Genomic DNA, 25,632 nt, shown 5'->3' on the forward strand with positions numbered 1-25,632 from the left:
AGGCCATGGAAACTCCGCCGCCGAAAAGGAGTTTCTGGATGGTCCCGTTTACGGTTCACGCCACGAAGGGATTGCTGCGCGATCAGCGCTCACGCCGAAAAACCATGGCGATCTCGCTGGTCGTCGCCCTCCTCTTGCTGGTCGCGGGTCTAACGGTTTTGCGTCCGTGGCTGGATCCGCACGAACATCCCTGGCGCTTCATCTTGTTCTGGCTCGCCTGCGCGTGGGAGACGGTGCTGGTTTTGTTACTGGCGCTTTTTGATCTGCTCCTCTTGCGGGCGCAAGCTCGTGCCGCGCGAAAAGCTTTCCAGGAGAATCTTTCCAAGGGAAGCATCTCAGCGCCGTCGAACGGAGACAGCGACAGGTGATCAGAATCCGTCCCCGGACGGCAGACTCAGTCGCGGCCATTTCCACGCCGCCACGGCCATAAGCAGAAGTGACGCGAGAGTGATGGCCGCGCCGGCGATAAGGCAGGCGTTGCGGTAACTCAGTTCGACCTTGTGCGAGCCTGCATCCAACGCCACACCGAGCAATCCCATGTCGACCTTAAAGACCGGGACCGGTTTGCCGTCCTGTGACGCGTGCCATCCAGGAGCGAAAGGTGTTTGCAGAACGAGAACGCTCTTTTGTTCGAGTTGCACCGTTCCCGCGAAGTGCGTTTGACGGAAATTGGTCATTTCCAGGCCCGTTCTCCGGCGTTCAAGAACAAGATCTTTCAGGACCGAATTCCTGATCTCATCCTCCAAATCGGAAAGGTTTGCGGGGACAAGGCCGAGTTTGTCTGCTTCGGAGTTGTCGGAAAGAACTGCCACCCGCAGGAGCACCTCCGGTTTTTCCTGGGATCGAAACCGGAGGAAAGCGTCCGGTGAGATATACCGATGAAAGGTTAGCCCGAAAGGAACGAATCGGGCGTTGCGAAACAAATAATCCCGGTCATAGCGCCTAACGAGTTCATATTGAACGGCCCTTTGGAAGGGCGCGGGATCTTCTACCAGGGCATATTTCTCGCCCGCGAAGAGAGAAAGCATCGGATCATTCAGCAGCCCGATCGACCATCGCGTTTCAGCTTCCGAGCGAGGTGTTATCGCATCCACCGCCGTTAGAAAGTCGGTGTAGTTGACGCTGTTAAATGAGCTATAGGAGGAAGTGCCGTAGTATCCAAACACTTCGGCGTCGTTCAAACTGGCCCAGCGTGCACTCGGCCCGGATGGCCGCAGCTTTGTTAGGCGAAAGAAGCCGGGATCTTCCGCCTTTATATCCCGGACGGCGTCGAGCGTGAAATCGTTGTAGTCGACGCGCTGGGTCAGGTCCTGTTTGCTGACGGTCTTGCGATTCGATACCGTGATCTGATCAAATCGGCATAGCTCCACGATTGCGACGCCCGCAATGGCCCAGGCCGTGAACCCTTGCCTGCGAATGAGCTGACCAATCGTGAGTAAGGCACCGTAGAGAAGCAGGAAAACTGTGACCTCCAGTTTAAGAGTCTGATCGATGCGAACCTGCAAATCTTCCAGAGGCCAATAAAGGAGTGCGATCTCTCCAGCAATCGTCGGGGCAAGGAGCCAGAGCTTCAATGGTTGACCCTTGCTGTAACGCGAAAGAACCATCATCCCCAGGGTTATCATTCCAAGAACCGAAAATAACGAATGGGCTCGGTAGTAATCGCCTTGGAAGAGCCAAAACAGATATCTAAACCAGGGGAATATCACCGGCAGAACCATCCCCAGGAAGTAGAACAGATAGACGATGCGCTGACGTCGACCAGCTCCCGGAAATATCTGCGGAAAGAGGACCAGGCAAATCAATCCGCAGTAGGTCAACGGTGCTTCCAAGTAATTTTGCCACCCCCGAAAATCATCGCCCGTTCCGATGAGATCATTGGAAAACAGGCGGGTGAGAGCGCTTATGTAATGGGCCGCGGATTCGAGGCGAAAGAGTGGTGACGAACTAAGAGTGGCCAGCGATGAGGTGGTCCCGGATCCGCGGGGACTATGGAAAATAGCGTCGAGCACCGGGAGAGTAATGATCGCTCCGAGGGCCACTCCGAGGAGGGCGATAGCCGACAGGGGAAGACAAACGCGGGCGACTTGCCCAAGCCGCCAATCGGACTGCCCCCAGGCTCTGGCCGGAACGTATATGGCCACGAACAAAGCGCACAAATAGAGATGGAACGGGGTGATCATTCCGACCAATGCCACCGCCGCCGCGAGGATAATCCAGCGGCCGCGTTGGAGAGCTTCCTCGGCCCCTAGCAGGATCGCGGCGAAACAAACGACTTCGTCAGCAAAAGGATACCAGCAGCTCCCGGTGCACATGTAAGCCGAGAAAGAGAGGAGGAAGGCGCCGAGAAATGGGGCCGGTCCCTGGAGCTGGCGAAGCTGGAGAAAACGAAGAAAAAGCAAACCGGCGAGGAGAACCTTGGCCAGATGTTGATAGACAAGGGCGGGGGCGATCAACGCTCTGGAGAGCCAGCTCACGGGCTGCCAGACCAAGTAACCGGCCGCATAGGCGAGGTCCTGACCCATTCCGACCGAGAAGGACCACGAAGGGACGCCCTCAGCCCGAATGTAGTCCGAAAGATGAACGAAGCTCGGGTAGTAGTCATTGACCGAGTCGCTACCAATGTCCGTGTAAAGCAGGACTGCGTCGCCGAACAGGAATTGGCGAAAGATAAACGCCCCAACGAGGACCAGGGCGAGAGCCGTTAACCATGTCCAACGATGTCGTTGTATTGAATCACTGATCATTCTTTGACTGTTCTTCTGGCGGCCCGTTAAGGAGCGATGGGCGTGTAACGGCTGTCGCGAAAGGCAAGGCCCGATTGGTAGAATTGGATTTGCCCCCGGATTGCCTCGGCGCGCGCGTTTTGCCCTTCCTGCGAGGCTAACTCCAGGGCGCGTTGGGCGGTCTTGATGGCGTCGTCGAAACGTCCCGCCTCCGCGTAGGCGGCGGCGAGCGTCGCGCTGATCACCGGACTCTGGCTCCGGGTCAATGCATTGGCTCGCTCGGCGATCTCGATCGCCTTCATGCCATTTCGAAGGAGAGCATCGGGGCAAGTCGCAAGCACCCAGGCCAGGTTATTGCGGGCTTCGATGTCATCAGTGTTGATTTCCAAGGCTCGACTGTATTCGGCGATCGCCTGTTCTGCCCGGCCCATTTGAAGAAAAGTGTTGCCGAGGTTGTAATGCGCGTCGCCGTCGTTCGGATTGATTTCGAGCGCGGTCCTGAGGCTAGCCAATGATTCCTCCACGCGGCCGGTTTCCAAAAACGCGACCCCCAGCAATGAATGGACGAAAGGTTGTTTGGGGTTGATTTGAAGGGCCTTCTGAAAATGAGAGAGGGCTTCGTTTACCCGCCCTTGATCGTAAACGGCCTGACCGAGATTCTCTTCGGCTGTCGCGTTGCCGGTCGTGCACGCCAGGGTGTGCGTCCAAAGCGTTTCGCTGTTTCGCCAATACGAAGCCTGAACATGCGCAGAGAAGGCGAGGAAGGAAACGACCCCCGCGGAAAGAATGCCCAACACCAAAGATTGGGGACGCCAGCGCGCCGAGATATCCACCGCCATCCAGGTGATCAGCAGAGCAAGGCCGATCTGGGGAAGGTATGTGTAACGATCCGCCCGGGATTGATTTCCCACCTGGATAATACCGATCACCGGAATGAGCATGATCAAATACCAAAGCCATCCGGTTATGAGATATCGATAGCGGCGGCCCCAGATGAAGATGGCGGTAGAGATCAGGATTAAGATGACCAGCGAGAAGGCAACTCGCGAATCAATAATGTCCTGAGGGTTTAACGGGTAGAATGGCGCCAGGTCCCTGGGCCAAAGCATCTGGCGCAGGTAAACCCCATACGAAATGATCGCGTTTCCTGTGCGCTGAGAGAGAGAGAGGTGCGACAGGGGCTGAAGGGCGATTTTTTGAGCGAAGAGCGTCGCGAGACTCGAGGCTACTCCCAACGCCAAGAGCGGCAGCTTCTCGCCGATGAATCGACGCGCGGTTGGAGATTTTTGGTTCCCTTGATCGCCGACGGCGGCTATCCGATTGAGTGGCCAATAATCGAGTAACAGGAGAACGAAAGGCAACGTGATGAGCATGGGCTTGCACATCAAACCGAGGCTGAAAAACAGCACGACAAGGCCATAACGGGCCAGCGATGACGGAGCCCGCACGTATCGGACGTAGGCGCCAATAGTCAGCACGAAGAATAGTCCGCTCAGGACATCCTTTCGTTCCGCCACCCAGGCGACCGATTCCACCCGCAACGGATGAATGGCAAAAACAACCGCCACAAAAGCGCTGCGCCACAGCGCGCCTGTCATCTGGCGCAGGACCAGGAAGAGGAGAATCGCGGTGCCGGTGTGAAGCAGGACATTGGTGAAATGATGCCCGCGCGGGTTTAGGCCGTACAATTGACAGTCCAACATGTGGGAAATCCACGTCAATGGATGCCAGTTTGCCGAATGGATATGCGTAAAGGCCCACCCGATTCCTTCGATCGTCAGACCGCGGGCGACCTGCGCGTTCTTAAATACGTAGGCGTTGTCATCGAGATTGATGAATTGGAAACCAAGGGTCTGGCCAAAGACGAGCCACGTAATTGCAACAATGACCGCGCAAACGCCGAAAATTACCCAGCGATTCCTGGAGACAATTTCGTTCTTTTGCACAGCGGCGGGTTTGGATCTGCGGCTCATTGGTCTCGGGGCGCGGAGAGAATAAAGAGACGACCGGGAATCGCTAGCCAAAACGCCCAATTCCGGACTCGCAAACCGCTTCCACCAACGAATATTCTTTGCCGTGACGAACGATTTGCCAGCCGGCGCGGATCGGCCGGAGAGCTGGAAAAGACGGGAACAAATGGAGGCGGACGAAAACCGCGTCCTCGCGCCGTTCGCTCAAAAGTCGGGTGATTCCCGCGGCCGGAAATATCCCGAGCCGCGCCACGCCTATCGCACGGAATTTCAGCGCGACCGTGCGCGGATCATCCATGCGCGCGCCTTCCGGCGATTGGAATACAAAACGCAGGTGTTCCTGAACGGCACCGGCGATCATCTAAGAACGAGGCTCACCCACTCCATCGAAGTGGCTTCGATCAGCCGCACGATCGCGCGGGCGTTGTCCTTAAACGAGGACCTGGCCGAGGCAATTGCTCTGGCCCACGATCTTGGACACTCGCCTTTCGGCCATTCCGGCGAGGAGATGCTCGCCGAATGCATGCGCGAACACGGCGGCTTCGATCACAACCGGCAAAGCCAGCGAGTTGTCGAATTGCTGGAAGCCGCTTACCCGGGTTTTCCGGGATTGAATCTGACGTTCGAAGTCCGTGAGGGCCTGCAAAAACACCAGGCATTTTACGATCCACCTGTCGCCAGCGAAGACAAATATCGATGCCCGTCCCTCGAAGCCCAGATCGCAAATCTGGCCGATGAAATTACTTACTACAGTCACGATCTGGATGACGCGGTGGATTTCGAAATCCTAAGTTCGGCCCAGCTCGAAGAGAGCGCAGTCTGGCGCCGCAGCCACGAGTCCGTTGTGGCCCGGCATCCCGAGGTGCGGGAGCCGGAGCTCCACAAACTGATCATTCGAGACATTATAGACGTCCAGGTCCGCGATGTGATTACGACGAGCGCGGAAACTCTCGCGCAGTCCGGCGTGAACAGCGCGGAGGAAGTGCGGAAGCAGCCCATTCCCCTGATCTCTTACAGCGAGGCGCTATTCGAAGCGAACCGTGAACTACGCCGCTTTCTATACAAGAATGTTTATTACCATCCGCGAGTGGCGGAGGTGAACCGTCGCGCCTGCGAGATGTTGCGGGCTGTTTTCGAGGCGTATGTCCGGACGCCAAATCTCCTGGGAGAGGCCGCCAGCAAGCGAATCGAAACCGAGGGACTGCATCGGACCATTTGCGATTACATCGCGGGAATGACCGACCGGTACTTATTAGAAGAGCATGCGCGGCTCAGGGGAGGCGGCGAAGGGCAAACCGGGTAACGAGCTTCCTCACGCTGCTGCGGTGCCGGTCTCTTCGCGAAGATATTGGATGACAAGCCGCAGGCGTTGATTCAGGGAAAGTTCTTCGAGCACCTGCTGGCGGCGCAACGGATCATTAATAAAGGTCGCTGCCATCAGGTCCGCGAGCATCTCAGTGTCTCCGAGGTGGGAAAGGTATTGGTCCACTTTTTGAGGAAGCTGACGCCCGGTGTCCTTTAGCTTGGAATAAAGTTCGAGCACTTTAGCTCCAAGCGCGTCCGTTTCTACCGAGGTAGTCGCGTCCGATTCGAGCGGCTCGATCCGAGCGATCGGGAAGGGCGCGCTTTGCTGGAACCCGGTGAAACGCACTCGCCGCAATCCTTGCAGGATCAGGTCAGAGGTTCCGTCGTTCCGTCCAACGCAGGCCCGGATCAGGCCAACTCCGGCGACGTGAAAAAAGTCATCGGTCGATTTCCATTGGCTGCGTTGCGACCGGATCAGCGCCACGGAAAACATCCGCTGCTCGCGCAAAGCATGCTCGAGCATCGCCCGGTAACGGGGCTCAAAAATGTGCAAAGGCAGGAGAGCATGGGGAAAAAGGAGCGCTCCCGGCAGCGGCATCACCGGCACTTCGTCCGGGAATTGAATTGATTCGGCCATGGCTATAAGGGAAGGGCTTCACCGGGAAGATACGCTTCCAGCGCGGTCCGCAAAACCGGGCGAGTCCGACCTGCCACTAATTGGGAGGAGCGGCGGGCCTGGAACTTGTTAGACGTCGTTCGAGTTTTCGGATTTGCGCGATCGTCAATTGGCCCGCCACCTGGCGGCGGCCAATCGGCGCGTAATTGAGCACGCAGCCCCGACGAAAAAGTTCGCGCCGACAGGCCGGGCCGAGTTTCCCGATTCCCATCGCGACGATTTTGGTCGGGTCTCCTTGCCGATCAAAAAAATCGAGGAGCCGATGCATTTGCGAAGTTGTGTCGGTGCGGGTGGCAAATTTTAGGATGGCGGCGCCTAACGACCTGGCGGCCGAAGCGAGGTGGTCGAGCCGCATGGCACTCGGCGTTCCCCGCAAATCGTGAAAGGAAATGATCGACTGAATTTTTCGGGTGTGAGCGGTTCGCAAAACCTCACGAAAGAAGGGAGCTGCTCGTAATTCAACGTCCACATAAGCGGCGTGAGGAAGAAACTCGAGCAGCAGCGCTCGCCGCTGCTTTGAAGAGAGATTATTCGCGCCGCCTTCGGCCGGGTCCCGCGCCGTAATGATCAGTGGCGATGGCAGCTGCTCGATGGTCGCGTGAACCGTATCGATAATTCGAATGAGCCCGTCGAGACGTAACTCAAACAGATCCGGCGGAGTTCGCATGCTGAGGGCCCGTCGCAGATCGGCTCGGGAAGAAATGACGCCAACAATTCGTCGGGCCGCGGGCTTGGTCATGCCGGGCGAACTACCATTCGCTCAACATATTTCGCGAGCAGATCGAACTCCAGGTTTACCAGGTCATGAGCGCGCGCGACGGCGAGGTTCGTATGCGCCTTCGTATGAGGAATGATCCAGGCCACGAAACTCTTCGGCGAAACGTCCGCGACGGTGAGGCTGATTCCGTTCACGGCGATGGAACCTTTTTCGACGACGTATTTGGCAAACTCGACGGGCAATTCCACTTCGAGACGCCAGTCTGTGCCAGTCTCTTCCAGGCTGATAATCCCAGAGCTGCAATCGACGTGGCCTTGCACAAAATGGCCGCCGAGGCGGCCCTCCGCGAGGAGCGCGCGTTCGAGATTCACGCGATCCCCCTTGTGTAGAGCTCCCAAGTTTGTGCGCTGAAGTGTTTCTTCCAGCAAATCGAAGACGAGCTGATCGTCGCCACGCCGAGAGACGGTCAGGCAGCAGCCATTGACGGCAATGCTCTCGCCAAGATGGGCTTTTTCGGGGAGCCCGGCCGCCGCGATAGCCAACTTCGCCCCGGTGCGATTTTTCTCCATCGCGACGACGGTGCCGACGTTTTCAATCAAACCCGTGAACATATTCTGGAATCGCGATGCCGCGGTGCGAACGAAAGAACGCTTTGCGCTATAGACTCGGCGCGGCCCGCTTTTTCGCGAGGAAAAAAACGGCGGTTCCGATTGCGGAAAGCAGTCCCGTCAAGGTCGCGGAGAGCAGGCAATAATCGCAGAAAGCGTGGAGCAGGAAGGCTTGGACATACAAAAACCAACATGTGGCCGCCAGCATTCCCGCGACCAGGCAAAGAAACAGGGGCCGGACACGATCGTGACCAAACGCAGCCAACGTCGCCAGGCTGAAAGCACTGAAGTAGGCCGCGGCCCCGAACGCGGCCACCGGCACTTTCCCGATAGCGGCATACTCACTCCTGAGCACCGCCTCGCACCCGGAGGAGGCGACGCAGGTTGCAAATTGTCCGGTGAGATGGCCCACGGTGAGATAGATGGCGTCGGTCAAACCGCCGAGAGCGAAAATGGCGGCCAAGCTATAAAGGAAAATCTCGGCGCGTCGGTATCGCACAATTGACAATTCGTTAGTCGACTTTGCCCGGCGAAGGTGCCGGGTTTACGAAATCATTTCGGTTTCTCGCCCAGGGCCGCGTCGATTGCCGCCCGCAAAATCTCGATTGTGATGGGAGCTGCCGTCACCTGATCTCCATTCACAAAAACGCCCGGAGTTCGCGTGAGCTCGAGGGATTCGACGCGTTCTTTGTCGGCGGCGATCCGCTTGGAAACTTCCTCGCTGTCCATGTCTTTTTTGAACTTCTCCAAATCCAAATCCAGGTGGGACGCGCACAGGGTCAGCGCCGCGCGGGTATCTCCCGCCCCGATCCAGATAAAACGGTCTGCGTAGAGCGACTCATACATCTCCCAAAAACGCCCCTGCAGGCCCGCGGCCTCGGCGGCGCGTGCCGCCTCCATGGCGTGCGGATGAATCTTCACCAGGGGAAATTCGCGGAACGTGACGCTCAGGCGATCGCCGTATTCCTTCTGTGCCTGTTTTAAGATGGGCCAGAATTTCGAACACGGCTCGCACTCGAAATCGCCAAACTCTTCCAGCGCCACGGGGGCCTTCGGGCGCCCCTGAATGTGAGGAGGATCCGCCCCCGGCTTGCCGAAAGCCATTTTTCCCGGCCGGGCCGGCTTTTCATTCTTCGATTGGTAAAGCTCGACGCCGAACACGGTCGCGATGCAAAAAACGACCGCAATTATTACGAAAGGGAGATAACGCTTCATGGCTCGCTGACGGGAAAATTACCTTGAACGGGATCTAACGTTTTTCCAGTCATTTAATCTCTTTGGCGGCCCCTTGCCGGCGCCTGGGACTTGCCTGGGGCCAAAGGCGGGTGCCCAAGGGAAGAGTCCCCGAGTCGAAAATTGGCGAAAAAAGCAGAAAACCGGCACAAAAGAGGCTTGACTGGGGTCCCCGCCCGACATCAGTCTGTCCGCGTCCGTTCAAAATATTTTAAAAAAAGTGAAAAAAAGGCTTGTCAGCCCCTCAAAACGTCGTTAATCCTCACCGCCAAACCTAACCAAACCAATGGAGAAACTAATGATAAGATACGTACTACGACCATTAGGATCCCTTCGCTCGGCTCTCGCAGTCGGTGTTGGGCTTCCTTTTTTGATCGCCAGCGCCTACGCGCAGGCGCCCGCCCCGGCACCCGCGAGCGAAGCCACAACCGAGCGCGTGATTGTGACCGGTTCCTACATCCCAACCGCGGAAACTGAATCGGCTTTGCCGGTGACGGTTTACACGGCGGAAGTCCTCAAGAAGCAGGGCGCCAACACCCCAGTCGAAGGTTTGCGTCAGTTGCCCTCATTCGTGGGTAACACGCTGACTGAAAACGATTCGAACGGCGGTAACGGCCAGGCGGCCGTCAATTTGCGCGCTGTCGGACCGGAAAACACGCTGACCCTCATCAACGGTCGTCGCGCGTTTGAATTTTCCGACGTTAACGCTATCGCGATCGGTTCCTTGAGCCGCACCGAAGTCCTGAAGGACGGCGCCGGCGCTATTTACGGTTCCGACGCAGTCGCGGGTGTCGTGAACTTCATCCTCGTCAACGGGCCCGGTGAAAAGCCGTATGAGGGTGCTGAACTCTTCGCCTTGTATGGCAATACGACCGACACGGACGCTCACGTTCGCCAGGTTTACCTCAAGGGTGGTGTGACAGGTTTGGATGGTAAAGTCGCTATCGCGGCCGCCGGTGAATATTATTCCCGCGCCAACCTCTACTCGCGCGATCGTCCCGATGTGGCTCGCAGCGGTGATACAAGCAACAACCCGGACGGCATGCAGTGGGGCGGTCTCAATAACAACAGCCCGACGTATGCTGGTCGCGTGAGTATCGCGACGGCAGTGAATGGGATTGCCGGCCAGCTTACTCTGATCAGTCAAAGCGAGAACCAAGTCACCCCGGGCAGCTATCGGCGGTTCGACGTTCCTGCTGGCACTGATCCGTTCCGGTTCAATTTCCGCGCCTTCACTCCGGCCATTCCGGCTGTGGAAAAGGCGATGTATTACGTGACTGGCCGCTACAAAATCTTCGGTGACGGCCTCCAGCTCTATGGGGACATCATGTATTCCCACACCAAGCAGGATAACGGTCTCGCCGGCTCTCCCTTCGCTATCACGAGCACCCTCAACGGCCTCACCGAGGCCCGCGCTTCGGTGTTCAACCCGTTTGGCAACAACCTCGGGTCCGTCCGATATCGTCTCCAGCAGGAAGTCAAGAACCCTTCTGGCCGCCGGTCGTTCTTCGATCACGATTATCAGCGCTATGTGGCTGGGATTAACGGCGACTTTAATATCAAAGATAACGGCTTCATCAGCCGCTTTGGCTATGACAGCGGCTTCGTTTACGAACACTTCCAGGAAGATCGGATCGACAGCGGCGACGCTCGCCGCTCGTCTCTGAGAGCGCTGATTGCTAATGGCACCTTCAATCCGTTTATCGGCCAATTCGCGCCGATTACCGGCACGGCCCCGACTTACGTTAACGGCGTGCCGACCGGCCTGACCGCTGCCTACGACAATAGCATAGCGGGTGTAGATTATTTGCAGGGCGGGGCCACCTACATTGGTCACTCGCTCTTCCTCGAGCGTGACTTCCTCTATGATGCCAAGATCAATGCCCATCTATTCCCGAACCTGTGGAATGGTGGTATTGACTTCGCGCTCGGTTACGAACATCGGGAAATTCAGCAGCACTCGATCCCCGATCCAGTGCAGGCTTCGAATGATCAGCTCGGCTTCAATCAAGCGCCGAATACCAAGACCAAGCAGGAAGTCGACTCCGTCTTCTTCGAGTTTGGGATTCCGATCGTGACCTCGACCATGAACGTTCCGTGGATTCGTTCGCTCGATCTCTCGATCGCCTGGCGTTACGAGAAGTTCGATGACGAAGATCAATTCACCCATGTTACGGGTAGCTTCGACAACGCTAATCCCGATGAGGACTTCGGTGGAGCGCCTCGTGTGTCGCTGCGCTATCAGCCGACTGCGGACCTGACGTTGCGCGCTTCCTGGGGCCAGTCATTCCGGTCGCCCAGCCCGGCGAACCTGTTCGATCCGAATACTCAGGACTTCCCGCAGCTCCTCGATCCGTTCAATCCTGGTGGTCCAGTTACCTTGCAGCCACCGAGCGGCGTCTTGAGAAGCGGAAATCCTGGAACGCAGGCAGAAAAGACCGATTCTTATGGAGCCGGCATTGTCTGGACACCGAAGTTCCTGCCTGGTTTCACGATGACCGTGGACTGGTATCAGCTCTTCACCACGGATCTCATCCTGGGTGGGAATGACTTCGCCCAGGTGTTGCTGGCTGGCAACGTCCTGTCGCCGGTCCAGACCTTCCCCGACGGGTCTCCGTTCTGCACTGACCAAATTGATCCGGCCACCAACCTTGGTGCGGTCCGCGACGCCGGCGGGGCGTTGCAGTGCGTGTATTCCCAGGTCGGCAACGCCGGTAAGCGGCACGTGCAGGGCATCGATGTCACGGCGGTCTATGAAATTCCGACCGAGCGCTGGGGCAAGTTCACCTTTTCCGGTGGCTGGAACCACTTCTTCACTTGGAAGGCGCAACCGGGCACAGGAGCGTTCAATAGCTTCCTTGGAAACTATAACAACGGCACATTGCCGCTGGCTCCTGGTGCGATTCCTTGGAACAAGGCCTTCCTCCGCGGCGAATGGGAATGGAGACATTTCGACTTCGTTTCCACGGTTAACTACATCGGCGATTTCCGGGATGACCCGGGCTTCTTCGGACCCGACTACATCCGCCTCTACGGCGCCGACACGCCGCGGAATGTGGACAGCTACATTACCCTCGACATGCAGCTGAGCTACGAGTTCGTGAAGCCGCCAGTCGAGCCGGCTCCTTACGTGAAGGAGTCGAAGGACAGCAAGAACGTGATGCAGACCGAAGCCGCTACGGCCTCGATCTGGCAGCGGATGCTCTGGGGCACCAAGCTGACGGTGGGCGTGAACAATGCGTTTGATCGCTACCCGCCATCGGTTATCGGCGCGTTCAATGACAACTACGACACCTCGCTCTACTCGATCCGTAACCGGTTCTGGTTCGCGAGCCTGACGAAGAAGTTCTAAACTAACGTAGAATAATCAACGCGAAGGCGGGTGGCAGAAAGCCACCCGCCTTTCGCTTTTCCGGCAGGCAAGTTCGAACGCGGGGACTTGTTTTTGCGATCGGTTTGAATTATCAAATCGGGATGGCATCGCACGCATTGACGCTGGAGAAGATGCCGCGATCGGAAGGTAGCGAAGCAAAGCACGCTCCGTCGGCGGCGGCGCCGAAGTCGTCACCCTGGATTCTGGACCGGTGGCGGGATTTACTTTTGTTCGTCGGGACGCCGGCCCTTCTGATCCCGATTTTCACTGCGGCTCAGGCGCGTTGGAGCGCTCAGGATATTTTCCTTTTTGTCGGCGCCTTTGGCGCGATGGGGCACCATTTGCCGGGTATGATTCGGGCCTACGGAGACCGTTCCCTTTTTGATCGCTTCAAGGTTCGGTTCATCGTTGCTCCTCTGGCCATTCTCGCCGTATGCGTTTGGTCATCGCTTTACAACATTCAGGCCGTTCAACTCGTGGCGATGGCGTGGGGAATCTGGCACGGAATGATGCAGACCTACGGTTTTTGCCGGATCTACGATGCCAAGGCGTCCGCCAAGGCTGCGGCTCGGGCGCGTGTAGATCTCGCGCTATGTTTCGCTTGGTTTTCCGCGGCCGTTGTGTTGTCCCCGGTCCGCTTTCGATCGCTGCTCGAATTGTATTACGAAAGCGGTGGACCAGCATTGGCTTCGGCTGCGATTTCCGCAGTGCGGTTGGGGATTGTGGTTGCGCTCGGACTCGTCACGGCTGTCTTCTTGTGGCGACAATGGAGTGACTGGCGCGCCGCTCGAGGCGCCAGCCCGGTGAAAATCACCCTCCTCGTGAGCAGCATCGCCTTCTGGTGGTACTGCAACAATGGCGTTCAGAATATCCTGGTGGGCATCGCACTCTTCGAGGTTTTTCATGATGTGCAATACCTGGCCATCGTCTGGATTTATAACCGGACCCGGGTCGAGCGGGACAAGACTATTGGTGGGTTCATGCGCTTCGTCTTCCGGCGAAGCGGGTCGCTCATCGGTGTGTATGTCGGGTTGGTTCTGGCTTACGGGGCGATCGCGTTGACTCAATCCGCCATTACCATCGAGTGGATCCGACAGGGCCTCATCGGCATCGTGACGGCTTCCGCGTTGCTTCACTTTTATTACGACGGATTTATCTGGAAGGTCCGCGAGCCGCAAACGCGGACCGCGCTGGGAATCGAAGGGGCTGGAGCAGCGGCTCTGGCATCGCCACGGCTCTGGCCGGCGTGGGCCCGCCACACCCTGCGTTGGGCGGCGCTGGTGCTCCCTTTTGGAGCTCTGTGCGCTGCGCAACTGGTTGGTCGGGTCGTTCCGCCTGTTGAGCGGAGCGCGAAGGTGGCGGAGGTCCTGCCGCAAGATCCCGAAGCGCAATTGAATTATGGGAAGGCGCTGTTCCGGACGGGTCGGGTCCGGGAGGCGATTGCAAAGTACGAGTTTGCAATTGCGACGAAACCCGGGTTCTCCGAGGCCGAGTACTATCTGGGAGGTGCCTGGTATTCTCTCGGAGATTTTGACCGGGCACTCGAGCACTTTGAGCGTTCGTTTCGACTCGATCCGAAGAACGGCAAGTGCGAAGTATTCCTCGCCCAAACACTTGTCCTGTTGGGACGAAACGAAGAAGCGCGTTCGCACTTCGAACACAGCCTGTCACTGAATTCCGATCTTCACATCGCGCATAAAGAGTTGGCGGATTTGCTGCGTGACAGGGGCGAATACGATGCGGCCATCTCGCATTACGAAGCCGCCCTGCGAATCCAGCCAGATTTCCCAGAGGCAAAGAAAAACCTGAGTTTTGCCCGGTCCCTCGCGGGCCATTGAAGCCGACCGCCCAGTTTCAACCGTGCAACCCAGAGCGGCTTGAGCGCTCCGCGGCTTGGCACAAGCAGTGCTCATAAAAACCATAATCACTATGGTTCTCGTCAGCCTTCGACCTTTTGCCTTTAGGAGGATCATTCTGGTGGCGGCCGCTATTCTTGGCCTCTCTTCCGCCGTCTGCTTTGCTGATTCGCTTTTCATGGCGCGGCGTTACGCACCAGTGGAGCAACCGGCTGGTTCCGACGCGGCAAGGTCCGTCGGTCTTTCGGCGCCGGCGGGATGTGAAAGCAGTGAAAATGGCCAGGCGAGATTGCGTGAGGGATTTTCCGAAACGGAGACCCCCGTTATTACGCCGATTGTGAATCAAGTCGGCCATATGCCGGCCTGTATTCGCCGCGCGGAGGCGTCAAATGTCGCACGGCCGGCAGCGATTCTAACCAACTCGGTCGGCCCCAGCGTTCCCTTTTTCCGGGGATAAGGTTTATCCATGAATGCAGCAATCCAAGAGGGTAAATTAGCCTCGGCCCGACAATGGCGGCGGGAGGCCGAGAAGGAGGAGAAAAAGCGAGCATTTCTCTAGGGGTTGTGACAGAATGGTCGTGGTAGGATGCTTCCGCGAAAAATATCGGCAGAGGCCTAAAGATTTTTATTGCCGAGACGAAGGAAACGTCCTACTATCGTTTTTGTGGATATGGAAATTATGAGAACGCTCGCCTCCGCTTTTACCCGCTCTGCCACTTGCATCCTCCTCTCGGCTTCAACCGTTTTTGCTTCGGACATCGTCCTGCAAAAGGTGCCTGCCGCCGAGACTAACTCGGTCACAAAATCGAGCCTGAGTCCGCAGGCCAGCTTCGCCCTGATCAATTACAATGTGCGCACGCAGGCGCGCGCCCTGTATGTCAGCTCGGGTGCGGACCTGAAGGACGCGAACAACATGATCGACGATCAGGCCGCAACTTCGTTTGTCTTTTCCCCGACGGACAATTCTCCGGTCGCAGTAATCGATCTTGGAAAAGTAGCGACGGTTCGCAAGCTCTCGGCTGTTTATTCACCTCGGGCTACGGCAATTGATTTTTATGTTCTGCCGACGTTGCCTGGAGTGGAGAGCGATGGAGCGCTGAAGCTTAACGAGAAGACATTCTCGAGTCTCAAGTCTGTCGCGTCTGCAATTGATGATGGGACACAGGGCAACGCGAGTGTGGATTTTCCTGCCACGTCCGGTCGCTACCTGATGGTGCGGTGGTCACCAGCCGCGCACAGCGACACCGCTTTCACGGTTGCAGAAGTTTCCGCTTTCAGTCCGACTCGTGGCAATCTCCTGGCTTCAAATCGGAATTTCTCGAGCGCCCAGACTACGGTCGACTCCAAAGACGTCGGAGACTCGAAGGATGTTGGTGAAAGCAAGGACCTGCCTGAAGTAGCTCCTCCTGCCCCTCCGGAAGAGGGCCCGCCGCCGCCGCTCGCGCCGCCGCCGCCGTTCACCTTTATTCCGCAGATCGTGCCTGCCAGCGACTAGCTAGGATTCTTTCTAAAGCCCGTCCATCAGCCCTGCTGATCGACGGGCTTTTTGTTTGCGCGGGGACTTGGTAAACATCCGCCGTTATTGGTTCGGGTTTCGGCAGCCGTGTCAGAGGAGATCCCGGATCATGTTGAAGATCGCAGTGTTGTCCTTCGAGCCCTGCAAATCCTCGGTGCCCGGCCCGGCACCGAAAGCAATGACGTCGTCGACCGTTTCCAGCGCTAAGGGCGCGTAAAACGCCGCGGGTTCTTGGGAAATCTCGGCCGAGGTGGAATTTGCCTCCGTCGTATTGGTCGCAGTTAATTTCGCGGCTCCGTAGGCTTTCGGGCCCTTCGGGCCGGTCGCCCATGACAACCACGGTTCGCCAGCTGAATTAAGGCCGAGGACGGCGATTCCACGGTCTTTCCGAAACGGGTACCCATTAAGACTCAACCCTCCAATCGCCACGTCGCCGCAAACAAAGATGGCGGACTTGTCGCCGGCGTATCGGCGCGCAACGGCGACCGCGCGATCGAACTCCACTGTCTCGGCCAAGGTATGTTCCGCATCATTCTGTTCCGCCGCTTTTCGCATCAGCGCTGCATCGACGATCAGAAGGTAGCCGGCGCGGTTGTATTGCAGCAGTTCGATGGAGCGCCGAACCATGTCGGCGAGACTTGGTTGTTCCCCCCGCGCTTCAATTTGATCTGTGTAGGCAAGTTCCGCCCGGCTAAAGGCGCCAAAGAGCTTTGGGCGCCGCCAGCCCGGGATCGCTTCGAGCTCCGCTTTCGAACGCACAAGATCAATGCCTTTGCGTCGAATCTCCGAGAGAAGATCGCGTCCGTCCTTCCTCGTGCCCTCCTTTGCTTCCGGCAGAAAATCCCCTGCGCCTCCGCCCAGGACCAAATCGATCGCTGGTCCGTCCGTCATCTGTCGGGCGATGTCCGCCGGACCACTTTGGTTTGAGGCGTGCACGTAAAAGGCGGCGGCGGTGGGATTGACGATACTTCCATCGGTGATCAACCCCGTCGCCCGGCCTGCCTGCCGTGCTAACTCAATGAGGTTCGTTGCGGTCCCGTGTGAATCAGTTCCGATCGACTTATTGTTAGCCTTCACTCCGGTCGCGAGGACCGTGGAAGCAGCCGCCCGGTCGGGCGCTGCAAAATCGTTTGAGTAATTTGTGATCAACGCCAGGTGAGGCATCGAATCGAGCGCGAGAGGCTTATCCGCACCGCCGGCATAAACCCGGGTCGCCGCCAGGCGGCCCGGGGCCAGGCCTTCCCCGATAAACAAAATAATACCAAAGGGTTTTTGAACGACCCAATGTTGAAAGTAGAGCACTCCAAACGCCGCGAACAGGATCAGGCAGAACAGCGCGAGTAACTGATTCCGCCACTTCATTAGGCCGATGTAGGAGTCCGGGCTTCACGTTGTCAATCCCGCAGAGCGGGAAACCGCTTGTGCGCGCCCTCGATCCTCGGCAAACTGCGCCACCGTGGCGAAACCGATTCTGCTCATGATTCGCGATGGCTGGGGTATCAATCCCGGCGGGCGGGAGAAGCGCGAAGAGAATGGCGACGCCACCTTGCTGGCACGAACACCTTTCCATGATCGGCTTTACCGCGAGTACCCTGGAGGCCGGCTCAGCGCCAGCGGTCTCGATGTTGGGTTACCCGAGGGACAAATGGGCAACTCGGAGGTGGGCCACCTTAATCTCGGAACGGGCAGAATCGTTTATCAGGATCTTACCCGAATCAACAAGGCGATCGCCGAAGGGGAATTATCGCGCAACCGCGTTGCTCAAGAAGCTTTTTCGCGCGCCCGCGGTCATCGGCTCCACTTCCTCGGACTCTTTTCTGACGGCGGCGTGCACAGCCATTACCGGCATTTGATCGCGCTTGCTGACGCCGCTCAGGCCGCGGGAGTCACGGATATTTTGGTGCATGCTTTCACGGATGGGCGTGACACGTCTCCCACTGGTGGCGCGGATTTTCTCGAAGCCTGCTGGGCCGGACTAACGAAAAGCGGGGCAAAGATAGCGACTGTGGTCGGCCGCTATTTTGCGATGGATCGCGATCGCCGCTGGGATCGAACTAAGAAAGCGTGGGACGCTATCGTGCTGGGACGCGGCGATGTTTGCGAGAGTTCGCCAGCCGACGCTGTGCGAAGGCAGTACGAAAGCGGGACAACGGATGAATTCCTGCCGCCACTGGTTTTTTCCCAGCCGAACGAGCAACGCGTTCGCGACGGCGATACTGTTTTCTTTTTTAATTTTCGCGCCGACCGCGCCCGGCAACTTTCGCAGGCTTTTCTCCTGCCGGATTTCGACGGATTCGACCGGGAAGTCTCGCCCCAGGTGCATTACGTCACCCTCACGCAATACGACGTCACTTACCCATCGCCCTTCGTTTTCGCTCCGGACGAGTTGCCGCAGATCCTGGGCGAAGTCGTGAGCGCGACCGGGAAGACCCAGCTGCGAATCGCGGAGACGGAAAAGTATCCGCACGTCACCTATTTCTTTAATGGCGGAATCGAGCGCGCGTTTCCGGGGGAGGACCGCAAGATCGTGCCGTCGCCGAAAGTGGCGACCTACGATCTTCAGCCGGAGATGAGCGCGCTGGGAGTGACGGATGAAGTTCTGGGCCGTCTGGCCAATTACGATCTGATCATCCTCAATTTCGCCAACCCCGATATGGTGGGACACACCGGCGTCGTCGCCGCGGGCGTCAAAGCGGTGGAAACGATCGATGAATGCGTTTCGCGGATTGTGCCGGAGGTTCTCAAACTGGGCGGGGCCTGCCTGATCACAGCGGACCACGGAAACTGCGAGCTGATGCGGAACCCGGACGGTTCCCCGAACACCGCGCACACGACAAACCTCGTCCATTTCATCTACGTGGCGGAGAACGCCGCCGAGTTTCGGGTCGAAGACGGTATTCTGGCCGACGTCGCACCCACTCTTCTCTTTCTGCTAGGTCTCTCCCAACCGAAGGAAATGACCGGCCGCAATCTGCTCGTCCCGAAACACGGCTGATCAGGCGTAGCCGAGTTCTTCGCGAGTGATAGCGAAAGCGCGATTGAACTGGCGCGTGCCCGCGGTGGCAATGCGCTGGAGCAATCGAATCCGGGCCTGGGCGGCGTTGTCATGCCAGGTTGGTTTCCGCGCCAAATCGAGCGTCCCGCCTGTTTCCACGAGCACACCCCAGCCAGTTGGCACCTCCGTGTCGCGAAACAACTCGTTAGGCAGAACGAGAAAAAACAGATTTGCGCATCGGTAACGGCACAGGCACTCGAACTTGGTTCCGCCGTAGAGCCGATTCTCGAGCGCGGCGGACTCCCGCAGGACGCGTCGATAACCACGATGGCCGATCGCGTCGAAATCGTGTGAGTCGTACTCGGCGAAAAGCGAGTCGCCCGTGCGCAGGGTGGGGTAATGGACCCGCAAATGTTTTTCGAGAATCTCCCGCCGGTGCCGGAGCGAGCGGAGCCGCTCACGGGTTTTCGCGGTTTCGCAATTATCCCGACGTAAGTCGGGAAGAGCCTGCTTGCATTCGAAGATGGCGGTCACGGTTTGTTCACGCGGCCGTGCTCGATACGCTGCGACATCAGCCCGATAGCGGCATTGCGGCAGGCTCACTTCCGCGGCGCAGGCGGAGTAGCCATTCGCTTGCGCCCAAAGCAACGCCAGACGCTTCAGCCGCAGATGGGCTTCGGTTTCAGCACGGCGCGCGGTTACGGGCGAGTCCATTCGGCCAGCTCCCGCGCCCAATAGGTCACGATCAAATCTGCGCCGGCGCGCTTGAGCGACGTCATGATCTCCATCACCGCCGCACGTTCTTCGAAACATCCTTTCTCGGCCCCGGCTTTCACCATCGCGAACTCTCCACTTACATGATAAACCGCCGTCGGTTTCGCGAAGCGATCGCGCACCCGCCAGAGAATATCGAGGTAAGGCAGGGCCGGTTTCACCAGGATGATGTCCGCGCCTTCGTCGATATCGAGCGCGACTTCCCGCAAAGCCTCGCGCGCATTAGCGCTGTCCATTTGGTAAGTACGGCGGTCGCCGAACTGCGGCGGGCTCTCCGCGGCCTCGCGAAACGGTCCGTAAAAGGCCGACGCAAATTTCGCCGCGTAGCTCATGATTCCCGTGTCCTGAAAGCCGCTGGCATCCAGCGCCTCCCGGATCGCGCCGATCCGGCCATCCATCATATCGCTCGGCGCGACAAAATCGGCCCCGGCGGCGGCGTGCGAGACAGCCGTTTTAGCGAGCAGTTCGACCGATTCATCATTCAGAACGTGGAAGTGCTCGCCGTCGATTCGCGTCACGCCGCAATGGCCGTGGCTCATGTATTCGCAAAGGCAAACATCCGTCATCACGACCAGCCCGGGACAGCGCTCCTTGATGATGCGCACTGCTTGCTGGATAACGCCGTTCTCAGCATAGGCCCCGCTGGCGTGCTCGTCTTTTTCGCGCGGGATGCCGAAGAGTAAGACCGCCTGCAATCCCAGGTCATGGGCGCGTTGAGCTTCCGCGATCACATCCCCAAGCGCGAATTGGAATACGCCGGGCATGCTCTCGATCGGCTTTCGCGCCGTCAGCTTTTCGCTGATGAAAAGGGGGAGGATGAAATCGTGCGGGGTAAGCCTCGTTTCCCGAACGAGGTTTCGCACGCCTGCGCTGCGGCGCAAACGACGCGGGCGCTGAACCATTTTTCTCACGCGCCCGAGGCTAAACGTTGCCCGGTGAGGTCGCAAGCTTCCGCGCTGCCCGAGGGGCGAGTCTGATGGACTTGACGGAGCCGGTCGTTCCGGCATGAAATGCCCTTCAGGAATGCGTGCGGCCAGGAAAAGACAGACCGAATATCTGCTGGTCGACATCAGCAATTCCTTCGCAAAAATTGCCTTCGCGACCCGGAATCGGATTGAAAAACCGGCGCGTCATCCGACAAACCAGCTCACCGCGAAAGCCATCCGCCAGATTCTGTGTGGCCGAACGGTGGCGACGATCGTTGTCTCCTCAGTTGTCCCTCAAAAAAACAAAGTCATCACCGCGGCGGCCGGTTCTGCGCGCACTCTTTTTCTAAGTCCGAAACTTGATCTTGGCGTCGGGATTGATTATCCCGCGCCGCGATCCATTGGTGCGGATCGTCTCGCGAATGCGGCGGCGGTTGCTCAATTGTACGGTTACCCCGCGATCGTGGTGGACTTCGGTACGGCCGTCACCTTCGATGTCGTTTCGGCCGCCGGGAATTATGTCGGCGGGGTGATTGCCCCCGGTCTCGAGGCGATGACGAATTTTCTTTATCAGCGGACAGCGTTGCTGCCTCGGCTGAAACTGAGCGAGCCTGCGCGGGCGATCGGGAAAACAACCCGGGACGCCATGATGTCCGGCGCCGTTTTTGGATATCGGGGCCTGGTCCACGAGATCCTTGATCGCCTCATTTGTGAGAATTTTCCGCGGAAAAGGCCGCGAATGGTTGCAACCGGCGGGTATGCTCAATTGATCGCGCGAAAATTGCCAGAAATCGAAGCGGTCCACCCGAACTTGACGCTGGAAGGGTTGCGGATCATCGCGAATCGGAATGTCTGAGGCGCAGCAGCGGCCGTGGGAGGCCGCGGAGGCGGAAAGGGATCGATTTTGGCCCTTGGGGGTGCGACCGGCAAAAAATCGAATTTTCGCGGAGAAAACGGCAAAAATTGGCTTGTCATTGGGCATGCGCAAAGCTTGTATGCGTCCTGGCATGAACATTCGGAAATTCGCGACGATTACGGTCCTGGTCCTCAGCTCTTTTGCGGCGACAAATGTTGCCCCCACCAAGGCGGAGCTCGAGTCGATGTATGACAAGGCTTTCCGGGAATTCAACGCCAACAATTATCCCCAGGCACTGAAGGAACTCGACGCGATCGATGCCCGCCAGCCGGATTTGGCCGAATCCCAAAACCTGCGCGGTGTCATCCTGATGCGGCAGGCCCAATACGATGAGGCCGAGGCCGCGCTCCAAAAGGCGCTCGCGACCGACCCGAAATTCTGGAATGCCCGGTTCAACCTGGCTGAGATCCCGTTTTTGCGGAAAGACTGGGCTGAGGCGCGGAAAAGATTTGAGGGTCTGCTCCAGGGAAATGCCGAGCTCCAGGGCGAAGCGTCGCAGCTCATCCAATACAAAGTCCTCCTGACTTATCTGCTCGAAGGGAAGGAGAACATGGTCGATTCGATTCTGGCGAAGTTTGAACTCTCGCCCGATACCCCGGCCGTCCATTACTCGAATGCGGCCATCGCTTTCCAGCACAAAAACGAAAAGGAAGCGAACGATCTCTTGGCAGCGGCGGAGAAGAAATTCTCACCTCAGCTGAACAAGCTTTTTGCCGAATCTCTTTACGAGGTCGGCTGGATGCAAAAGCCGGCGGGCCAAACACGGGTGGCTTTGGAAATCACCACGGAAGCGGAACGTCAGGCGAAAGCCAAGGCGATGGCCACGGAAAAATTTGAGGCAGCTGAGCAGGCTTTTCAGCAGCGCGATCTGACCGCCGCCCGCCGCCTAGTGGACGAAGCCGACGCGGCCGATCCCAACCAGCCCGCGACAATCAATCTCCGGGGCGAAATTCTGCTGGCCCAGAAAGACTTCGACGGGGCGGAAGCCGCGTTCAAGCAAGCGGCCAAGATCGATCCGAAATTCCGGGAAGCGCAGTACAACCTCGCGCAGATCCCCTTCAAGAAAAAGGATTACACCAAGGCGCGCGAACGATATGAGGCGCTCTTCAACTCCACGCCTTCACCGGGCGGCGACAAGAACCAGGCTGCCCAGATCATCAAGTTCAAAATTTACCTGACGCTGCTGCTCGAGGGCAAGGACAGCCGCGCTCAGAAGATGATGGAGCAATTCCAGTTTACGGGCGATACCCCGGCGCTCTACTACGCCCAGGCCGCCTGGGAGTTCAAACATAACAACACCGCGAAAGCGAATGATTGGATCGTTTCCGCCCGGAAAATTTATTCCCCGGCGCTAAACCTCGTGTTCGCCGATTCCTTCTACGATCTCGGCTGGATCCAGCAAAACGTGGCGGCCGCGCCAGTCGCTCCATCCAAGGAAGTGGCCAAGGTGGAATCGACGCCTTCGATTGAGCCAAGCCCCATTCCGGCGCCTGCGCTGGCTTTGAACAAATCCGCCAAGCAGCCGGCCGAAACGGCGCCGCAGAAAGCGCCACCGCAGGTTTCCAGCACGGACGCGACGACCGCGAACGCCAAGACCGAGAAGCCGCCCGCGCCTGTAACGACCAATTCGCCGAGCGTGGAAACGCCGGTAGTCTCGAACGCATTGCCGTCCGAAACGCGCGCGCCACTTCCGCCTGAACCTGCTTCCAGTCCCGCCACTGCGCCTGAAACCGCTACCGCGAAGACAGAGCAAAGCCCGGCTACAGGACCAGCGACCTCGATGGCGAAGACGGAGCAAAGTCCGGCGACCGGCCCGGCGACGTCGAACGCCGTTACCCAAAAGACCAGCCCGGCCACTTCACCCGCAAACAAAGTTGCCCCAGCGCCCGCAACGACGACGACCACTTCCGCCACCACACCGGCCACCGTAATGGTGCCCGCAACCGTGCAGACCGTGGGCGAGAATCCGGATCGTTTCAATTACAACAGCTTGCTGTTCGGCGGCCTGATTACAGCCGCACTTCTCATCCTCGCCTGGGTTGGATATTCTGAGTTTCGCCGTCGCGTCAGCGTTTCGGTTTACCGTTCTCCCGCGCCCGCCACCGGCCCGAGTTTCGATGCGGTTGAGGCGCCGGCTACCGAGCAGAAATTGGCAGCTCCCAAGCGCCTTGCCGGCGGACCTCCGCAAGTCTCGCTGCATCTCAAAGCCTCCGAACCTTCTGTCCGCCGCGCCGCGGTTCCTTTTGGCAAAACGAATCGGCCTTTTGGCACAAATGGCGGAACGACTCCGGCTGGACTCGGCGCCGCCATCGAGAATTTGGTTCCACGCGCTCCAGTTTCAGAACCGGAGCCGGAGCGGGTCGAGACGCCTGCAATCGAGCCGGTCTCGGAAATCGTGTCGGCGCCGGAACCGGTGGCCAGCCCCAAGGCCAATCGCGACTTCGCTTCGTTCGCGCCGATACCGGAGTTCAGTTCTGTCGGCGAACCGAAAGTCATCGAGCCCGCGGTTGTGGAGGAAAACGTTCAGGCCATTTCGAGCTTTGCAGAAATTCCGGCCGCGCTGCCGGAAGAACCGATCGTCGCCGAACTCCCGGCGGCCGCGATGGCGGAAGAACCGGTTGTGGCCGAAATTCCGGCCGCGCTGCCGGAAGAACCAGTCGCCGCCGAACTCCCCGCCTCGATGCTGGAAGAGCCAGTCGTCGCCGAAGTCCCTGCGGTGTCGGAGGAGGTGCCGTTTGTTCCCGAAGTTCCGGCTTGGACGCCGCCGGCAATGCCCGAGCCTGTTTGGGCCCCGCTTTCGTTCCAGGAATCCGTGCCGGTGTTCGAAGCCCCGGCTCCATTCGAGGCGTCCGCTCCAATCGAAGAAGCCGCCGTGCCGGTCGCCGAAACTGCAGAATCATTCGAATCGGTCGGTGAACCGATTTTCGCGGCTCCGGAGATCGTGGCCGCGCCTCCGCCGGAGGAGATCGAGAAAACTTGGGAGCCGGAGCTAGAACCAGTTGCACAAGGCCAACCTATCCCGTATCAAGTTCCCGCGTTTTCAACCGATTCGCCCATGGCCGAAATCACCAAACCGGAACCGGAAGCCCTTCCGGCCCATCTAGCCCAGGACGTTGTCCCCGGGACGACGATGGCCGGGATCGGCGCTCTTCGTCATTCTGTCGAATCGCCGTCGTTTGCGCCTCAAGTCATATCCACCGAGCCTTTAGCTCAGCAGCCAACCATACCAGCCACCATGCCTCAACCGAACCAACCAACACCCGCTCCCGCAATTCGCCCAGCTCCAATGATGGGGGGCGCTCCGCAATCTCAACCCGCCAGCGGCATGCAAACCGCAGTGCAGCTGACGTTCTCGTTTGAGATCGCGTCGCTGCAACTTACGCCGAGCTTTAAGATGGGCGCGCTCCAGCTCAAGCCGACCTCGAAGATCGTCACCATGCGTCTGGCGCCCTCGCAACAGCCGCAGCCGGCGATGAATCTCCAAGTCACGTTCGAAGTCTCCACCGTGCAGGCCGCGGGTGGTGGCATCGGTCAGATTCGGCTTACTCCGTCACAACAGCAACGGCCCAGCGTGATCAGCTCGCCCGCCTTTAATATTGCCGGACTCCAGCTTCTTTCCGGCACGGATGCCGGCGCGGTTCAGCTCACCCCTTCGCAACAAGGGCAGGCTTCCGTCCATGTCACGGGGCGGTTCCAAATCGCGACCGTGGAATTCTCGCCGTCGTTCGAGATTGCTTCGATCGTCCTGAACTCCACTTCCAAGAGTGTGTCGGTGCAATTGCCAGGCGCAGGTCCGAGCGCGGTTGAAGGCGCGCCGGTCTTCGAGATTGCCAACGTCCAGATCTCCCCGAATGGCGAGATCGGCATGATGCAGCTCAACGCGCAGGGCGCGGGCCCGAAAGCGGCGTAAGGCAAGTCGTCCAGTTTATCAACGGAACGAGGAGGCAGGGTTGCCTCCTCGTTTTGTTTGTAGTGACGCCGCTCTGTCGGCGGACGACGCCCACCCTGCTGCAACGGCTGTTTACGGCGACAGAGCGCCG

At 58.5% G+C, this 25,632-nt stretch carries 18 protein-coding genes; 8 read left to right on the forward strand and 10 right to left on the reverse strand.

Annotated elements, in window-relative coordinates:
* The first annotated feature begins 5 nt into the window (after positions 1-5).
* Positions 6-368: a hypothetical protein gene (locus VJU77_07120; GenBank protein ID HKP03125.1), complete on the forward strand. Its 363-nt coding sequence runs from the start codon at positions 6-8 to the stop codon at positions 366-368.
* On the opposite strand, the gene VJU77_07125 is transcribed toward VJU77_07120, so the two are convergent.
* Positions 369-2,747 (reverse strand): YfhO family protein, encoded by a 2,379-nt coding sequence (locus VJU77_07125; GenBank protein ID HKP03126.1) that lies wholly within the window; start codon positions 2,745-2,747, stop codon positions 369-371. It abuts the gene before it with no gap.
* Positions 2,748-2,773: 26 nt separating this feature from the next.
* Positions 2,774-4,699, reverse strand: coding sequence for a tetratricopeptide repeat protein (locus VJU77_07130; protein ID HKP03127.1), 1,926 nt, complete (start codon positions 4,697-4,699; stop codon positions 2,774-2,776).
* Positions 4,700-4,802: 103 nt separating this feature from the next.
* Between VJU77_07130 and VJU77_07135 the strand changes: the two genes are divergently transcribed.
* Complete coding sequence (locus VJU77_07135; GenBank protein HKP03128.1) at positions 4,803-5,999, forward strand: deoxyguanosinetriphosphate triphosphohydrolase; 1,197 nt, start codon at positions 4,803-4,805, stop codon at positions 5,997-5,999.
* Positions 6,000-6,008: 9 nt separating this feature from the next.
* On the opposite strand, the gene VJU77_07140 is transcribed toward VJU77_07135, so the two are convergent.
* The 5 genes from VJU77_07140 to VJU77_07160 all read right to left on the reverse strand — a co-directional run bounded on the left by VJU77_07140 (position 6,009) and on the right by VJU77_07160 (position 9,218).
* Positions 6,009-6,638 (reverse strand): LON peptidase substrate-binding domain-containing protein, encoded by a 630-nt coding sequence (locus tag VJU77_07140; protein HKP03129.1) that lies wholly within the window; start codon positions 6,636-6,638, stop codon positions 6,009-6,011.
* 76 nt (positions 6,639-6,714) lie between these two features.
* A complete protein-coding gene (locus VJU77_07145; GenBank protein HKP03130.1) occupies positions 6,715-7,416 on the reverse strand; it encodes a type I 3-dehydroquinate dehydratase in 702 nt (233 codons plus the stop codon).
* Positions 7,413-8,006: a riboflavin synthase gene (locus VJU77_07150; protein HKP03131.1), complete on the reverse strand. Its 594-nt coding sequence runs from the start codon at positions 8,004-8,006 to the stop codon at positions 7,413-7,415. The genes VJU77_07145 and VJU77_07150 overlap by 4 nt, the downstream gene beginning before the upstream one ends.
* A 46-nt stretch (positions 8,007-8,052) precedes the next feature.
* On the reverse strand, positions 8,053-8,502 hold the full coding sequence (locus VJU77_07155; protein ID HKP03132.1) for a vitamin K epoxide reductase family protein: 450 nt from the start codon (positions 8,500-8,502) through the stop codon (positions 8,053-8,055).
* Positions 8,503-8,555: 53 nt separating this feature from the next.
* Positions 8,556-9,218 carry a thioredoxin domain-containing protein gene (locus tag VJU77_07160; protein HKP03133.1) on the reverse strand — a complete coding sequence of 221 codons (663 nt, stop codon included), beginning with the start codon at positions 9,216-9,218 and terminating at the stop codon, positions 8,556-8,558.
* Positions 9,219-9,606: 388 nt separating this feature from the next.
* Here VJU77_07160 and VJU77_07165 point away from each other — a divergent pair, with 388 nt between their 5' ends.
* From VJU77_07165 to VJU77_07175, 3 genes are all read left to right on the forward strand, one after another.
* On the forward strand, positions 9,607-12,588 hold the full coding sequence (locus tag VJU77_07165) for a TonB-dependent receptor (protein ID HKP03134.1): 2,982 nt from the start codon (positions 9,607-9,609) through the stop codon (positions 12,586-12,588).
* Positions 12,589-12,710: 122 nt separating this feature from the next.
* The gene (locus tag VJU77_07170; GenBank protein HKP03135.1) at positions 12,711-14,447 is read left to right on the forward strand and encodes a tetratricopeptide repeat protein; all 1,737 of its coding nucleotides are present in this window, start codon (positions 12,711-12,713) and stop codon (positions 14,445-14,447) included.
* A gap of 697 nt (positions 14,448-15,144) precedes the next feature.
* A complete protein-coding gene (locus tag VJU77_07175; GenBank protein HKP03136.1) occupies positions 15,145-15,960 on the forward strand; it encodes a hypothetical protein in 816 nt (271 codons plus the stop codon).
* 111 nt (positions 15,961-16,071) lie between these two features.
* Here VJU77_07175 and VJU77_07180 read toward each other — a convergent pair whose 3' ends face one another.
* Positions 16,072-17,343: an alkaline phosphatase gene (locus VJU77_07180; GenBank protein HKP03137.1), complete on the reverse strand. Its 1,272-nt coding sequence runs from the start codon at positions 17,341-17,343 to the stop codon at positions 16,072-16,074.
* A 94-nt stretch (positions 17,344-17,437) separates the two neighbouring features.
* Between VJU77_07180 and gpmI the strand changes: the two genes are divergently transcribed.
* Positions 17,438-18,976, forward strand: a complete 1,539-nt coding sequence (gpmI, locus tag VJU77_07185; protein ID HKP03138.1) for a 2,3-bisphosphoglycerate-independent phosphoglycerate mutase — start codon at positions 17,438-17,440, stop codon at positions 18,974-18,976.
* On the opposite strand, the gene VJU77_07190 is transcribed toward gpmI, so the two are convergent.
* The gene (locus tag VJU77_07190) at positions 18,977-19,690 is read right to left on the reverse strand and encodes a hypothetical protein (protein ID HKP03139.1); all 714 of its coding nucleotides are present in this window, start codon (positions 19,688-19,690) and stop codon (positions 18,977-18,979) included.
* Positions 19,675-20,613: a porphobilinogen synthase gene (gene hemB, locus VJU77_07195; GenBank protein ID HKP03140.1), complete on the reverse strand. Its 939-nt coding sequence runs from the start codon at positions 20,611-20,613 to the stop codon at positions 19,675-19,677. Before hemB ends, VJU77_07190 begins: the two co-directional genes overlap by 16 nt.
* 160 nt (positions 20,614-20,773) lie before the next feature.
* Here hemB and VJU77_07200 point away from each other — a divergent pair, with 160 nt between their 5' ends.
* Together VJU77_07200 and VJU77_07205 are read left to right on the forward strand one after the other, a co-directional pair.
* On the forward strand, positions 20,774-21,532 hold the full coding sequence (locus VJU77_07200; protein HKP03141.1) for a type III pantothenate kinase: 759 nt from the start codon (positions 20,774-20,776) through the stop codon (positions 21,530-21,532).
* 151 nt (positions 21,533-21,683) lie between these two features.
* The gene (locus tag VJU77_07205) at positions 21,684-25,502 is read left to right on the forward strand and encodes a tetratricopeptide repeat protein (protein HKP03142.1); all 3,819 of its coding nucleotides are present in this window, start codon (positions 21,684-21,686) and stop codon (positions 25,500-25,502) included.
* Positions 25,503-25,632 lie beyond the last annotated feature (130 nt).

This window comes from Chthoniobacterales bacterium (genome assembly GCA_035274845.1).
Lineage (GTDB): Bacteria > Verrucomicrobiota > Verrucomicrobiia > Chthoniobacterales > UBA10450 > AV80.

What these genes read in the sequence shown, in the direction of transcription:
- VJU77_07175 (HKP03136.1), top strand. Translation starts at nt 15,145, where the DNA reads ATGAGAACGCTCGCCTCCGCTTTTACCCGCTCTGCCACTTGCATCCTC.
- VJU77_07120 (HKP03125.1), top strand. Translation starts at nt 6, where the DNA reads ATGGAAACTCCGCCGCCGAAAAGGAGTTTCTGGATGGTCCCGTTTACG.
- VJU77_07205 (HKP03142.1), top strand. Translation starts at nt 21,684, where the DNA reads ATGAACATTCGGAAATTCGCGACGATTACGGTCCTGGTCCTCAGCTCT.
- VJU77_07180 (HKP03137.1), bottom strand. Translation starts at nt 17,343, where the DNA reads ATGAAGTGGCGGAATCAGTTACTCGCGCTGTTCTGCCTGATCCTGTTC.
- VJU77_07145 (HKP03130.1), bottom strand. Translation starts at nt 7,416, where the DNA reads ATGACCAAGCCCGCGGCCCGACGAATTGTTGGCGTCATTTCTTCCCGA.
- VJU77_07200 (HKP03141.1), top strand. Translation starts at nt 20,774, where the DNA reads ATGCGTGCGGCCAGGAAAAGACAGACCGAATATCTGCTGGTCGACATC.
- VJU77_07130 (HKP03127.1), bottom strand. Translation starts at nt 4,699, where the DNA reads ATGAGCCGCAGATCCAAACCCGCCGCTGTGCAAAAGAACGAAATTGTC.
- VJU77_07190 (HKP03139.1), bottom strand. Translation starts at nt 19,690, where the DNA reads ATGGACTCGCCCGTAACCGCGCGCCGTGCTGAAACCGAAGCCCATCTG.
- VJU77_07140 (HKP03129.1), bottom strand. Translation starts at nt 6,638, where the DNA reads ATGGCCGAATCAATTCAATTCCCGGACGAAGTGCCGGTGATGCCGCTG.
- VJU77_07150 (HKP03131.1), bottom strand. Translation starts at nt 8,006, where the DNA reads ATGTTCACGGGTTTGATTGAAAACGTCGGCACCGTCGTCGCGATGGAG.
- VJU77_07160 (HKP03133.1), bottom strand. Translation starts at nt 9,218, where the DNA reads ATGAAGCGTTATCTCCCTTTCGTAATAATTGCGGTCGTTTTTTGCATC.
- VJU77_07125 (HKP03126.1), bottom strand. Translation starts at nt 2,747, where the DNA reads ATGATCAGTGATTCAATACAACGACATCGTTGGACATGGTTAACGGCT.
- VJU77_07170 (HKP03135.1), top strand. Translation starts at nt 12,711, where the DNA reads ATGGCATCGCACGCATTGACGCTGGAGAAGATGCCGCGATCGGAAGGT.